The following is a 13,752-nucleotide window of genomic DNA, read 5'->3' on the forward strand; positions in this document are numbered from 1 at the left end:
GCGGGCTTTTTTTTCGATTTTTTCGATTTTTATTCACCCCGCCGGCATTTTGGCGGATTTTCGCATCAGCAATTTTTTAACCATATCCGCAAGGAAGGCCGAATTTTGTATCGTCCATCCCACGCTGGGGCGGCTTTTGCTTCTGCATTGCACAATATATGGCATAATCATTGCCGATCCCTTCGATCAGTACGACAGATCACTTAAACAGGCTGTGGCAACGCTGCATAAATCATGATGAAGACGCTTTACGACAAACTCTGGGAATCCCACGTTGTTCGGGCCGAAGATGATGGCACGACAATTTTGTACATCGACCGGCACCTGCTGCACGAAGTCACCAGCCCGCAAGCCTTCGATGGGCTCAGCGTGGCGGGCCGCCAGCCGTGGCGCATTTCCGCCAACCTGGCCGTGGCCGACCATAACGTGCCCACCACCAGCCGCATCGACGGCATTGCCGATCCGGTCTCGCGCCTGCAGGTGGAAACGCTGGACAAGAACGCCAAGCACTACGGCTTGACCTACTTCAACATGAACGACAAGCGCCAGGGTATCGTGCACGTGATCGGCCCTGAACAGGGCGCTACCCTGCCTGGCATGACGGTCGTGTGCGGCGATTCGCACACGTCCACGCACGGCGCCTTCGGCGCGCTGGCGCACGGCATCGGCACGTCGGAAGTGGAGCACGTGCTGGCCACGCAAACCTTGCTGCAAAAGAAATCCAAATCCATGCTGGTGCAAGTCGACGGCGCCTTGCCGGTCGGCGTGACGGCCAAGGATATCGTGCTGGCCATCATCGGCAAGATCGGCACGGCCGGCGGCACCGGCTACTGTATCGAGTTCGGCGGCGCGGCCATCCGCGCCTTGTCGATGGAAGGCCGCATGACGGTGTGCAACATGGCCATCGAGGCGGGCGCGCGCGCCGGCATCATCGGCGTGGACGACACCACCATCAATTACGTCAAGGGCCGTCCGTTTTCGCCGGCCGGTCCGCACTGGGAACGCGCCGTGGCCTATTGGCGCACCCTGCATTCGGACCCGGGCGCCCGCTTCGACCTGGTCGTCACCCTCAACGCGCAAGACATCGTGCCGCAAGTGACCTGGGGCACATCGCCCGAGATGGTGGTCGGTATCGATGGCCGCGTGCCCGATCCTGACCAGGAAAAAGACAGCGTCAAGCGCGATGCGATGGAAAAGGCGCTGGTCTACATGGCCCTGAAACCGAATACCGCCATCGAAGACATCCGCATCGACAAGGTCTTCATCGGTTCCTGCACCAATTCGCGCATCGAAGACTTGCGCGCGGCCGCTGCCGTGGTGCGCGGCAAGTACCGCGCTTCGAACGTCACCCTGGCACTGGTGGTGCCCGGTTCCGGTCTCGTCAAGGACCAGGCCGAGCGCGAAGGCCTGGATCGCATCTTCAAGGATGCCGGTTTCGAGTGGCGCGAGCCGGGCTGCTCGATGTGCCTGGCCATGAATGCGGACCGTCTGGAACCGGGCGAGCGCTGCGCCTCGACCTCGAACCGCAACTTCGAAGGCCGGCAAGGGCAGGGCGGCCGTACCCATCTGGTGTCGCCCGCGATGGCGGCGGCGGCGGGTATCGCCGGCCACTTTGTCGACGTGCGGGCTTTGCGATGAGGGCTGGGACTGGCGCCGCTGGCGTACACTAGCGTTTCCGGTCCCTTACTTACTATCAAGAAATCATCATGAAAAAACTCTTCGCCCTCCTCATCGCCACCGTCATCTTGTCCGGCTGCAACACCGTCTCCGGCATCGGCCGCGATGTGCAGAAAGTCGGCCAGGTCGTCACTGGCGCCGGCGGAAAATAAACCGTGACGTGCCGGCGCATAGCGCCGCTCGTCCTACCGAGTAGAGACAGCATGGATAAATTTACGATTTACGAAGGCCTGGTCGCCCCGCTGGACCGCGCCAACGTCGACACCGACGCGATTATCCCGAAGCAATTCCTGAAATCGATCCACCGCAGCGGTTTCGGCCCCAACCTGTTCGACGAATGGCGCTATCTCGACCATGGCGAACCGGGCCAGGACAACAGCCGCCGCCCGCTGAACCCCGAGTTCGTGCTCAACGAGGCGCGCTACCAGGGCGCTTCCATCTTGCTGACGCGCAAGAACTTTGGCTGCGGCTCCTCGCGCGAGCACGCGCCGTGGGCGCTGGATCAGTATGGCTTCCGCGCCATCATCGCGCCCTCGTTTGCCGACATCTTCTTCAACAACTGCTACAAGAACGGCTTGCTGCCCATCGTGCTGTCGGAAAGCCAGGTCGAGCACCTGTTCAATGAAGTCAAGGCCTTCCCCGGCTACAAGCTGGTGGTGGACCTGGAGCAGCAGTGCGTGCGCACCAGCAATGGTTCCGTCTCATACCCGTTCGAGATCGATGCCTTCCGCAAATATTGCCTGATGAATGGCCTCGATGATATCGGCCTGACTCTGCGCCATGCGGACGATATCCGCGCCTTCGAAGAGCGTCATTTGAACAATCAGCCTTGGCTGGCCAACGTCATCTAATCGATAAAAATATGAAAATTGCAATCTTACCCGGCGACGGCATCGGTCCTGAAATCGTCGCGCAAGCCGTCAAGGTGTTGAACGTGCTGGGCGAATCGTTCGAGCTGGAAACGGCGCCCGTAGGCGGCGCCGGCTATGCGGCCCATGGCCACCCGCTGCCGGAAGCCACCCTGGCGCTGGCGAAAGCGGCCGATGCCGTGCTGTTCGGCGCCGTGGGCGACTACCAATACGATAATCTGGAGCGCCAGTTCCGCCCGGAGCAGGCGATTCTGGGCTTGCGCAAGAACCTGGGCCTGTTCGCCAACCTGCGTCCGGCCATTTTGTACCCGGAACTGGCGGGCGCCTCGACCCTGAAGCCGGAAGTGGTCTCCGGCCTCGATATCCTGATCATCCGCGAATTGACGGGCGATATTTATTTCGGCCAGCCGCGCGGCGTGCGCGAGTGCCCGGACGGTCCGTTCAAGGGCCAGCGCGAAGGTTTTGACACCATGCGCTATGCGGAAGGCGAAATCCGCCGCATCGCCCACGTGGCCTTCCAGGCGGCGCAAAAGCGCGACAAGCGTTTGACCAGCGTGGACAAGGCGAACGTGCTGGAAACCTTCCAGTTCTGGAAAGACATCGTCATCGACGTGCACAAGGAATACCCGGATGTGGCGCTCGATCATATGTATGTCGATAACGCGGCCATGCAGCTGGTGCGGGCGCCGAAGAAATTCGACGTCATGGTGACGGGTAACATGTTCGGCGACATCTTGTCGGACGCGGCCGCCATGCTGACGGGCTCGATCGGCATGCTGCCGTCCGCTTCGCTCGACGCCAACAACAAGGGTTTGTACGAGCCGTCGCACGGCTCGGCACCCGATATCGCGGGCAAGGGCATCGCCAATCCGCTGGCGACGATTTTGTCGGCCGCCATGATGCTGCGCTATTCGCTGCACCGCGAAGAGCAGGCAGACCGCATCGAGGCGGCCGTGAAAAAAGTGCTGGCGCAGGGGCTGCGCACGGCCGACATCCATGAAGCGGGCACCACCTTGGTGGGTACCGAGGCGATGGGTGATGCAGTTGTAAAAGCGCTGGGATAAAATAGTCTAATGACGGCAGTCGCCGTCTCATCTTGAGGAATGGTAATGAAATTAGTTGGCTTGGTAGGTTGGCGCGGTATGGTCGGTTCGGTCCTGATGCAGCGCATGCAGGAAGAGGGCGATTTCGCCCATATCGAACCGGTGTTTTTCACCACCTCGAACACGGGCGGCGCGGCGCCGGCCATGGCGAAGAATGAAACCATCCTCAAGGATGCCAACAACATCGCCGAACTGTCCAAGTGCGACATCATCATTTCCTGCCAGGGCGGCGACTACACGAGCGCCGTCTTCCCGCAGCTGCGGGCAGCGGGCTGGAATGGCTACTGGATCGATGCGGCATCGACCTTGCGCATGGAAAAAGACGCCGTCATCGTGCTCGATCCCGTCAACCTGCACGTCATCAAGGATGCGCTGGGCAAAGGCGTCAAGAATTACATCGGCGGCAATTGCACCGTTTCCTGCATGATGATGGGCCTGGGCGGCCTGTTCCAGCACGACCTGATCGACTGGATGACGTCGATGACCTACCAGGCGGCATCGGGCGGCGGCGCGCAGCACATGCGCGAACTGCTGACGCAGTTTGGCACCATCAACAGCTCCGTCAAGGCGCTGCTGGAGAACCCCGCTTCCGCCATCCTGGAAATCGACCGTCAGGTGCTGGCCACCCAGCACGGCTATTCCCCGGATGAAATCAAGCAATTCGGTGCGCCGCTGGCCGGCAACCTGATCCCGTGGATCGACAAGGACCTGGGCAACGGCCAGTCGAAGGAAGAGTGGAAAGCCGGCGCGGAAACGAACAAGATCCTCGGTCGCGGCATCGATTTCGGCACCAGGGAAATCCCTGTGGACGGCCTGTGCGTGCGCATCGGCGCCATGCGCTGCCATTCGCAAGCGCTGACCATCAAGCTGAAAAAAGACGTGCCGCTCGATGAAATCAACGACATCATCGCCAGCAACAATCAATGGGTCAAGCTGGTGCCAAACACGCGCGAAGCGTCCGTGCGCGACCTGTCGCCGGCAGCCGTCACGGGCAGCCTGACGATTCCTGTGGGCCGCGTGCGCAAGATGAGCATGGGCGGCGAATACCTGTCCGCCTTCACCGTGGGCGATCAATTGCTGTGGGGCGCGGCCGAGCCGCTGCGCCGCATGCTGCGTATTTTGCTGGACGCGTAACAGCAATCAATCAGCAATCAATTGCTGCTGCAGATCAAGCCGGGGCTGTTTTCCCGGCTTTTTTTTCGTCCTGAGCCCGTCAAGGCTCAACCATGCGGAGCTTGCATAGCTCTGGGCATGATGATATGTTGATACCTCTGGAAAAGTAACAGTTTTCCCATGTCAACTAAGATGCCGCCAACTATGCCTGTACATACTCGTCCCCGGGTCGCCTCCCTTGCCATTAAAACACTCAGCAGCGCTGTCGCCTGTGCGGTGTTGTTGTCACCGGCGGTATCCGCAGCCGAGCTGGGCAAGATCACGGTGCTATCCGCCGCCGGTCAGCCGCTGCGCGCCGAGGTCGAATTATCGGCCGTCAAGCCAGGCGAGGCAAGCAGCCTGCTGGCCAAGCTGGCGCCGCCGGATGCCTACCGCCAGGCCAACGTGGAATTCAATCCGGCCCTGAATGCGCTGACGTTTGCCGTGGAAAGCCGCAACGGCAAGTCCTTCATCCGCATCAGCTCGGCGCAAGCGGTGGCTGAACCCATGGTGGATTTGCTGCTGGAACTGAGCAGCAAGAGCGGACGCCAGGTACGCGAATATGCATTCGTGCTCGACACACCCGAAGCGCGCCAGACGCGCGGCGCGCAAGTGACGGCCCCGGCCGAACCGGGCCGGGCCGGGCGCAATGTGGAGCCGACGGCGGCGCAAGAGTCACGCAAGAAGCCGGCGGGCGAATACAAGGTCAAGGCGGGCGACACCCTGAGCCGCATCGCCAGCGAACTGAAACCATCGGGCGTTTCGCTCGACATGATGCTCGTCGCCCTGTACCGCGCCAATCCCGATGCCTTCAGGGGCGAGAACATGAACCGCATGCAGGCCGGGCGCATCCTGGCCGTGCCGGGCGCGGACGCCGTGCGCGCCACCGACGCGGCCGAAGCGAAGGGCGTCGTGACGGCGCACGCCATCGATTTCGAAGCCTACCGCAACAAGCTGGCGGGGCAGGTATCGCAAAGCAAGCCGGCCAAGGCGGCGCAGCCGACGCAAAGCACGGCTGGCAAGATCGGCGCGACCAAGGTCCAGGAAAAGCCGACGGCCGTGAGTGAGTCGCAAGACAAGCTGAAACTGTCGAAGGCGCAGCCGGCGGCCAAGTCGGCCGGCAAGAGCGCCGTCGCCAGCGAGGAAGACAAGATCGCCAAGGCGAAGCAGGTCGATGAAGCGGCCGCGCGTGTCAAGGAGCTGGAAAAGAACGTCAGCGACCTGGAAAAATTGATGGCGGTCAAGAGCAAGGCCATGGCCGACAAGAGCGCCCCGGCACCCGCCAAACCGGCCGAGGCCGCTGCCAGCGCATCGGCAAACTCACCGGCCAGCGCCAGCGCCATCGCCAGCGCGCCGGCCGAAGCGCAGCCGCCCGTACCCAAGGCGAAACCGGTGCCGCTGGTGAAAAAAACATCGCCGCTGGAACCGACCATCACCGACAAGATCAATGATCACCTGGGCGCCATCGGCATCGGCATCGGCATCGCCGCGCTGCTGGCCGCCGTGGCTGCGCTGGTGGTCGCGCGTCGCCGCAAGGACGTGCCGCCTGTGCCAGAGAACGTGGCTCCCGTGCTTGAACCGGAAGCGCCGGTGACGCCGCCATCGGGCCTGGCGCCGGAAGACCAGCAGTCCGAAGCGAGCAACCACCTGTTCGGCACGGGTGCCGCCGCTGCCGGCGTGGCCGCGGCGGCGGGCGCCAGCATGCTCGATGCGAATGAAACGGACCCCGTCGCCGAAGCGGACGTGTATATTGCCTACGGCCGCGATGGCCAGGCGGAAGATATCCTCAAGGAAGCCTTGCGCATCCACCCCGAGCGCCATGCGGCCCGTTTGAAGTTGCTGGAAATCTATTCGGCCCGCAACGACGTACGCGCGTTTGAAGACCAGGCCAGCGAGCTGTACAGCCTGACGCGGGGCCAGGGCGAGGAGTGGCCGCAGGCGGCCGCGCTGGGCCTGGCGCTCGATCCCACCAACCCCCTGTATGGCGATACGGAAGACGATGCCGTCGTCAGCCTGAGCAAGGGTGCCGGCGACGACTTGCGCGGCCAGAGCATGGACTTGCCCGACGACCTGCCTGCCCCAGCGGCCGACCTGGCGCCGGCAGAGCCGGTGTCCTCCGTGAGCGCCCGCGATGCGCGCGATCCTCTCGATTTTGACCTCGACAGCCTCGATTTCGAGCCCGTTTCCACCAGCGACCCGATCGTCATGCCGGGACCGGACAGCAAGCCGCAGTCCCCCGCGCACGATGCGCAGTATGACGCCAGCATGGATTTCGGCCTCGATCTGGAGCCGCCAGCCGGCCCTGTGAATGGCGTGGGCGCCGGTTTGACGCCTTTGCCCGACCCGTTGAAGGATGTCGACCTGGCCCATTTCGACCTCGACGAGCCGGTGGCGCCTGCTGCCGCGCCGGTGGCGGCGGCCGAGCCTTCCCTCGACAGCCTGTTCGACGATGCGCAAACGCCAGCGACCTTGCCGGAAGCCATACCGCCCGCGCAAGAATTCGACCTGTCAGGCATCGACCTGGACCTCAACGATGGCAAGACGGCCAGCGTGGGCGTGGACGACCCGCTGTCGGCCATCCACATGGAAATGGATACCAAGCTGGACCTGGCGATCGCTTACCAGGAAATCGGCGACAAGGAAGGCGCGCGCGAGTTGATCGATGAGGTCATCAAAGGCGGCAGCGAAGAGCAGGTCGCCAAGGCGAACACAATGAAGGCACTCCTCAGCTAGCAATGCCCGCCGGCGCGGCAGGCTGCCGCGCCGGTATAATGCTTCGATGCAAAATATTACGACAGCAACGCCATTGAAGCGTATCGTCCTCGGCCTGCAGTATGACGGCACGGCCTGGCATGGATACCAGAAACAGGAAGATGGGCAGACGGTGCAGGACCAGCTGGAAAACGCGCTGGAGCAGTTTGCCCGCGTGCGCCTGGCCACCACCTGCGCCGGCCGCACGGACACGGGCGTGCATGCGCTTGAGCAAGTGGTGCATTTCGATACGGAACTGACCCGCGACGTGCACTCGTGGGTGCGCGGCGTCAACGCCTTCCTGCCGAAATCCATCGCCGTGCGCTGGGCCAAGGAGCTCGAAGGCGACCCCACCGTCAACGATTTCTTCCACGCCCGCTTCAGCGCGCGCGCGCGTACCTATCATTATGTGTTGTACAACAACGCCACCCGCTCGCCGCTGGTGGAAGGGCGCGCCGGCTTCTTTTTCCGTCCGCTGGACGTGGAACTGATGCGCCAGGCCGTGCAGCCGCTGTTGGGCTGGCACGACTTCACGGCCTTCCGCGCCGCGCAATGCCAGGCCAAGTCACCCGTCAAGCTGATGCACGATATCCGCATCGAGCGGCGTGGCGATTGCGTCATCTTTACCATTACGGCCAATGCCTTTTTACACCACATGGTGCGCAACCTGGTCGGCTCGCTCGTCTACATCGGCACGGGGCGCGAAAAGCCGGACTGGCTGGGACATTTGCTGGAAAGTAAAGACCGCCATGCGGCCGCGCCCACCTTCATGCCGGACGGCTTGTACCTGGCGCAGATCGATTACGATCCCAAGTGGGAGTTGCCGCAAGACAGCAGCAGCGCCTTGCCCTGGTTCTGACGGTTTACCTTAAGGAATAACATGCCACGCACACGCATCAAGATCTGCGGCCTGACCCGCGTTGACGACATCCAGGCTGTCGTGGCGGCGGGCGCCGACGCCATCGGCTTCGTGTTTTATCCGAAAAGCCCCCGCTATGTGACGCCCGAGCAGGCGGCGGCCCTGATCGCCGCCATGCCGCCCTACGTGACGACGGTGGGCCTGTTCGTCAACGCCACCGTGGAAGAGGTGCGGGCCACCAGGGCCGTGGCGCCGTTATCTCTGCTGCAATTTCATGGCGACGAGACGCCGGAATACAGCGCTGCGCTGGCCGGCGCCGTCAATACGCCGTTTACGCAAGTGTTCCGCGTCAAACCTGACACCTCCCGTGAAGATTTGCTAGAATACGAACAGCGCTATCGCGCCGCCAGTCCCTTGTTCTCGAGCCTCTTGCTCGATACCTATGTGGATGCCTACGGCGGTGCAGGAAAGGTATTTGATTGGTCCCTCATTCCAGAAGAACTCGCGCCTCGGGTCGTTTTAAGTGGTGGCTTGAGCGTACAAAACGCGACTGACGCAGTGGTGCGCGTGCGCCCTTACGCCGTCGACATCAGCAGTGGTGTCGAAGCGTCCAAGGGCATCAAGGACGCATCCCGAGTCCGCGCGTTTATCGCCGCGGTGCAGGATGCCGATGCCATCATTGCCAGAGGAAACCACCATGAATGACCGCACGAATGACCACAGCGCCGCGCCCGGCGCAGCCGCCGCATTGTTCCACGCCACCGATTACCCATTCCCTGACCTGCGCGGCCACTTCGGCCCGTATGGCGGCGCGTTTGTTGCCGAAACCCTCACGCACGCGCTGGCCGAGCTGAAAGATGCCTATGCCCGCTACAGCGTCGACCCGGAATTCCTCGAAGAATTCCGCTATGAGCTCAAGCACTTCGTCGGCCGTCCATCGCCCATCTACCACGCCAAGCGCTGGTCCGAGATGGCCGGTGGCGCGCAAATCTATTTCAAGCGAGAAGACTTGAACCACACGGGCGCGCACAAGATCAACAACGTGATCGGCCAGGCCTTGCTGGCCAAACGCATGGGCAAGCCGCGCATCATTGCCGAGACGGGCGCGGGCCAGCATGGCGTGGCCACGGCCACCATCTGTGCCCGCTTCGGCCTCGAATGCGTGGTCTACATGGGCAGCGAAGACGTCAAGCGCCAGGCGCAGAACGTGTACCGCATGAAATTGCTGGGCGCCACCGTCGTACCGGTCGAATCCGGCTCCAAGACCTTGAAAGATGCGCTGAACGAAGCCATGCGCGACTGGGTCACCAACATCGAAAACACCTTTTATATCATCGGCACCGTGGCCGGACCCCATCCTTACCCGATGATGGTGCGCGACTTCCAGTCCGTGATCGGCGAGGAATGCCTGGTGCAGATGCCGGAAATGACGGGCCGCCAGCCCGACTATGTGGTCGCCTGCATCGGCGGCGGCTCGAACGCCATGGGCATCTTTTACCCGTATATCGACCAGAAGGATGTGAAACTGATCGGCGTGGAAGCGGCTGGCGAAGGATTGAATACGGGCAAGCACTCGGCCTCGCTGGCGGCCGGTTTCCCGGGCGTGCTGCATGGCAACCGCACCTATCTGCTGCAGGATGAAAACGGTCAGATCATCGAGACGCATTCCGTCTCGGCCGGCCTGGACTATCCCGGCGTGGGTCCGGAACATGCGTGGTTGAAAGACTTGGGTCGCGCGCAATACGTGTCCATCACGGATGACGAGGCGCTGCAAGCGTTCCACGACTGCTGCCATATCGAAGGCATCATCCCGGCGCTGGAATCGTCGCACGCGCTGGCCTACGCGGCCAAGCTGGCGGCCACCTTGCCGAAAGACCAGATCGTGCTGGCCAACCTGTCGGGCCGTGGCGACAAGGACATGCATACCGTGGCGGAGCGCATGGGATTGAATTTCAGTTAAATAACTGTCAATTCTCAATAACGCGTAGGTCGGATTAGCGCGCAAGCGCGTAATCCGACATCCCCCACCGATAAAGAAAGCTCCCCATGTCCCGTATCGCCACCACCTTTGCTAATTTAAAATCCAACAACAAGACCGGCCTGGTCACCTTCATCACCGCTGGCGACCCCGGCCCTGACGCCACCGTGCCGCTGATGCACGCGCTCGTCGAGGGCGGCGCCGATATACTGGAGCTGGGTGTGCCGTTTTCCGACCCCATGGCCGAAGGTCCCGTCATCCAGCGCGCCTGCGAACGGGCCTTGAAATTCAATGTCGGCATCCACGATGTGTTCGGCTATGTGCGCCAGTTCCGTGTAACGAACCAGACGACTCCCGTGGTGCTGATGGGCTATGCCAATCCCATCGAGCGCATCGGCAGCGCCGCTTTTATTGCGGCAGCGCAAGCGGCCGGCGCCGATGGCGCCATCGTTGTCGACTATCCGCCGGAAGAGTGCGAGGAGTTTGGGGCCGCCATGCGCGAAGCGGGCCTCGACCTGATCTTCCTGCTGGCGCCCACCTCGACCGAAGAGCGCATCGCGCAAGTGGCCAAGGTTGGCGGCGGCTTCAGCTATTATGTGTCGCTCAAGGGTGTCACGGGTGCGGGTAACATTGATACGGAACAGGTGGCGGAACGTCTCGCGGCCATCCGCCAGCATGTAAAATTACCTATCGGCGTGGGCTTCGGCATCCGCGATGGGGCCACGGCCAAGGCCGTGGCCAAGGTGGCCGATGCCGTCGTGATCGGCAGCCGCATCATCCAGGAGATAGAAAATGCGCCGGAAGGGGGCGCTGTGGACGCCGTGCGCAGCTTTACGGCAGGCATCCGCGCCGCCCTGGATGCCTGAGCAAGCTTGCCGTTTACGCAAGATGCGTTGACGGCAAAGTTCGACAGCCCGGCGATAAACGGCTACACTTCGGCCACTGATTTGCCTGTTATTGTGCAATAGATAAAATTTTTGGTGGCGCCCTGCGGGGCGTCGCCGTTTACCGTCTGCCGGGGGCGTCCACCGACGCTACCCCTACAAGGGCCCAAGGAGAAAATATGAGTTGGTTGGAAAAACTGCTGCCACCGCGCATCCAGCGTTCTGATGCTGCCGCACGCAAGACCATGCCGGAAGGCCTGTGGGTCAAGTGCCCGTCGTGCGAAGCCGTGCTGTACCGTACGGACCTGGAATCGAATTTGCACGTGTGCCCGAAATGCGACCATCACATGCGCATCCGCGCGCGCGAGCGCCTCGACAGCCTGCTCGACGCGGGTGGTCGCTATGAAATTGGCCAGGAAATCCTGCCCGTCGATACCTTGAAGTTCAAGGACAGCAAGAAATACCCGGACCGCCTGAAGTCCGCCATGGAAGCGACGGGCGAGACGGATGCGATGGTCGTCATGGGCGGCGCCATCATGAGCTTGCCAGTCGTCGTGGCGTGCTTCGAATTTGAATTCATGGGCGGCTCCATGGGCTCCGTGGTCGGCGAGCGCTTCGTGCGCGGCGCGCAAATCGCGCTGGAACAGAAAGTGCCGTTCATTTGCATCACCGCCACCGGTGGCGCGCGCATGCAGGAAGGCTTGCTCTCCTTGATGCAGATGGCGAAAACCACGGCCATGCTGACCAAGCTGTCGGAAAAGAAATTGCCATTCATCAGCGTGCTGACCGACCCGACCATGGGCGGCGTGTCCGCCTCGTTCGCCTTCATGGGCGACGTGGTGATCGCCGAACCGAAAGCGCTGATCGGCTTTGCCGGCCCGCGTGTGATTGAAAACACCGTGCGCGAAAAACTGCCGGAAGGTTTCCAGCGCGCCGAGTTCCTCGTCACCAAGGGCGCCGTCGACATGATCGTCGACCGCCGCAAGATGCGCGAAGAAATCGCCCGCTTGCTGGCCTTGTTGCAGAACCAGGCTGTGGAAGTGCTGGCTTAATTTGCCGCTGGCGTCGGGTTACGGCCTTTGGCCTAACCCGACCTACATCGTCCTGCCTCGTTATATCTCTTCTGCGCCTTGCGCATCGCATCCTTCAAGAAGTCTCCCATGCAAAACCTCCCTACGTCATTGCCAGACTGGCTCGCCATGCTGGAAACCCGCCATTCGGAAACGCAGATCAACATGGGCCTGGACCGCGTGCAAGCCGTCAAGGCGCGCATGCAACTGGCGTTTACTTGCCCCGTGATCATGGTGGCGGGCACGAATGGCAAAGGGTCCACCTGCGCCATGCTGGAATCCGTGCTGTTGCGTGCCGGCTACAAAGTGGGGCTGTACATCAAGCCGCATTTCCTCGATTTCAACGAGCGCGCGCGCGTGCTGGGCGAGATGGCCAGCGACGAACAGCTCGTTGCCAGCTTCAATGCCGTCGAAGCCGTGCGCGGCGACACGCCGCTCACGTATTTCGAATTCACCACCCTGGCCATCCTGCATTTGCTGTCGCAAGCCAACTTGGACGTGGCCATCCTGGAAGTGGGTCTGGGCGGGCGTCTCGATGCCGTCAATGTGATCGACGCCGATGTGGCCATCGTCACCAGCGTCGACATCGACCATACGGATTACCTGGGCGACACGCGTGAAGCGATCGGCTTTGAAAAAGCCGGCATCTTCCGTGCGGGCAAGGCGGCCATCTGCAGCGACCCCGTGCCGCCGCAGTCGCTGATCGACCATGCGACCGCCATCGGCGCCGACCTGTGGCTGATGGGCCGTGATTTCAATTATTCGGGCGACAAGCAGCAGTGGAACTATGGCGGGCGCGAGCAGCGCCGCAATTCGCTGGCCTACCCGAGCTTGCGCGGCGCCAACCAGATCCTGAATGCGACGGCCGTGCTGGCCGCGCTGGAAGTGCTGAGGCTGAAACTGCCCGTGGGCGCGCAGGAAGTGCGCACGGGCCTGGTGACGGTGGAATTGCCGGGCCGCTTCCAGGTCTTGCCTGGCCGCCCCAGCGTGATCCTCGACGTGGCGCACAACCCGCATGCGGCCGCGGCGTTGAACCAGAACCTGGGCAACATGGGGTTTCACCCATACACCTATGCCGTGTTCGGTTCCATGCACGACAAGGATATCGATGGCGTGCTGGCCGCGATGAGCGAACACGTCGACCACTGGTGCCTGGCGGGCTTGCCTTCGCCGCGCGCGGCCACGGCTTCCGAACTGGCGGCCAAGGTGCAGATCATGCTCGAAGATAAGCCCGACAGCAGCGAGCATACTGTGTCTATTTTCGATGATCCGGCACAAGCTTTTGCAAATGCAATGAGCCGGGCCGGTGAGAATGATAGAATTGTGGTCTTTGGTTCTTTCCTCACCGTCGCCGGCGTGATGAAGGCCCGAAAATCCTCACTTCACTGAAACGCACTCGACTGAAAATC

The 13,752-nt window shown here is 62.1% G+C and carries 12 protein-coding genes; all 12 read left to right on the forward strand.

All coding sequences use genetic code 11. The annotated features are described in order from the left end of the window. The first annotated feature begins 234 nt into the window (after positions 1-234). The 12 genes from leuC (at position 235) to folC (ending at position 13,732) form a co-directional block, all read left to right on the forward strand. Positions 235-1,638, forward strand: a complete 1,404-nt coding sequence (gene leuC / locus ACP7EG_RS01610; protein WP_426086161.1) for a 3-isopropylmalate dehydratase large subunit — start codon at positions 235-237, stop codon at positions 1,636-1,638. Positions 1,639-1,706: 68 nt separating this feature from the next. Next, complete coding sequence (locus ACP7EG_RS01615; RefSeq protein WP_010400408.1) at positions 1,707-1,829, forward strand: lipoprotein; 123 nt, start codon at positions 1,707-1,709, stop codon at positions 1,827-1,829. A gap of 51 nt (positions 1,830-1,880) precedes the next feature. Continuing rightward, positions 1,881-2,528 carry a 3-isopropylmalate dehydratase small subunit gene (gene leuD, locus ACP7EG_RS01620; RefSeq protein WP_426086162.1) on the forward strand — a complete coding sequence of 216 codons (648 nt, stop codon included), beginning with the start codon at positions 1,881-1,883 and terminating at the stop codon, positions 2,526-2,528. Between the two features lie 11 nt (positions 2,529-2,539). Further along, a complete protein-coding gene (gene leuB / locus ACP7EG_RS01625; RefSeq protein WP_096237212.1) occupies positions 2,540-3,610 on the forward strand; it encodes a 3-isopropylmalate dehydrogenase in 1,071 nt (356 codons plus the stop codon). Between the two features lie 45 nt (positions 3,611-3,655). Beyond that, positions 3,656-4,783 carry an aspartate-semialdehyde dehydrogenase gene (gene asd / locus ACP7EG_RS01630; protein ID WP_289945074.1) on the forward strand — a complete coding sequence of 376 codons (1,128 nt, stop codon included), beginning with the start codon at positions 3,656-3,658 and terminating at the stop codon, positions 4,781-4,783. Positions 4,784-5,044: 261 nt separating this feature from the next. Further along, positions 5,045-7,534 carry a FimV/HubP family polar landmark protein gene (locus ACP7EG_RS01635; protein WP_426086163.1) on the forward strand — a complete coding sequence of 830 codons (2,490 nt, stop codon included), beginning with the start codon at positions 5,045-5,047 and terminating at the stop codon, positions 7,532-7,534. A gap of 73 nt (positions 7,535-7,607) precedes the next feature. Then, positions 7,608-8,411, forward strand: a complete 804-nt coding sequence (gene truA, locus ACP7EG_RS01640; protein WP_426086164.1) for a tRNA pseudouridine(38-40) synthase TruA — start codon at positions 7,608-7,610, stop codon at positions 8,409-8,411. Positions 8,412-8,432: 21 nt separating this feature from the next. Then, the gene (locus tag ACP7EG_RS01645; protein WP_426086165.1) at positions 8,433-9,116 is read left to right on the forward strand and encodes a phosphoribosylanthranilate isomerase; all 684 of its coding nucleotides are present in this window, start codon (positions 8,433-8,435) and stop codon (positions 9,114-9,116) included. Further along, positions 9,109-10,371 carry a tryptophan synthase subunit beta gene (trpB, locus tag ACP7EG_RS01650; protein WP_426086166.1) on the forward strand — a complete coding sequence of 421 codons (1,263 nt, stop codon included), beginning with the start codon at positions 9,109-9,111 and terminating at the stop codon, positions 10,369-10,371. Before ACP7EG_RS01645 ends, trpB begins: the two co-directional genes overlap by 8 nt. 86 nt (positions 10,372-10,457) lie before the next feature. Then, positions 10,458-11,255 (forward strand): tryptophan synthase subunit alpha, encoded by a 798-nt coding sequence (gene trpA, locus ACP7EG_RS01655; RefSeq protein WP_289945065.1) that lies wholly within the window; start codon positions 10,458-10,460, stop codon positions 11,253-11,255. A 197-nt stretch (positions 11,256-11,452) separates the two neighbouring features. Then, complete coding sequence (gene accD / locus ACP7EG_RS01660; RefSeq protein WP_010400390.1) at positions 11,453-12,325, forward strand: acetyl-CoA carboxylase, carboxyltransferase subunit beta; 873 nt, start codon at positions 11,453-11,455, stop codon at positions 12,323-12,325. A 108-nt stretch (positions 12,326-12,433) separates the two neighbouring features. Further along, positions 12,434-13,732, forward strand: a complete 1,299-nt coding sequence (gene folC / locus ACP7EG_RS01665; RefSeq protein WP_426086167.1) for a bifunctional tetrahydrofolate synthase/dihydrofolate synthase — start codon at positions 12,434-12,436, stop codon at positions 13,730-13,732. Positions 13,733-13,752 lie beyond the last annotated feature (20 nt).

Source organism: Janthinobacterium sp. PSPC1-1, assembly GCF_049897625.1.
Lineage (GTDB): Bacteria > Pseudomonadota > Gammaproteobacteria > Burkholderiales > Burkholderiaceae_D > Janthinobacterium > Janthinobacterium tructae.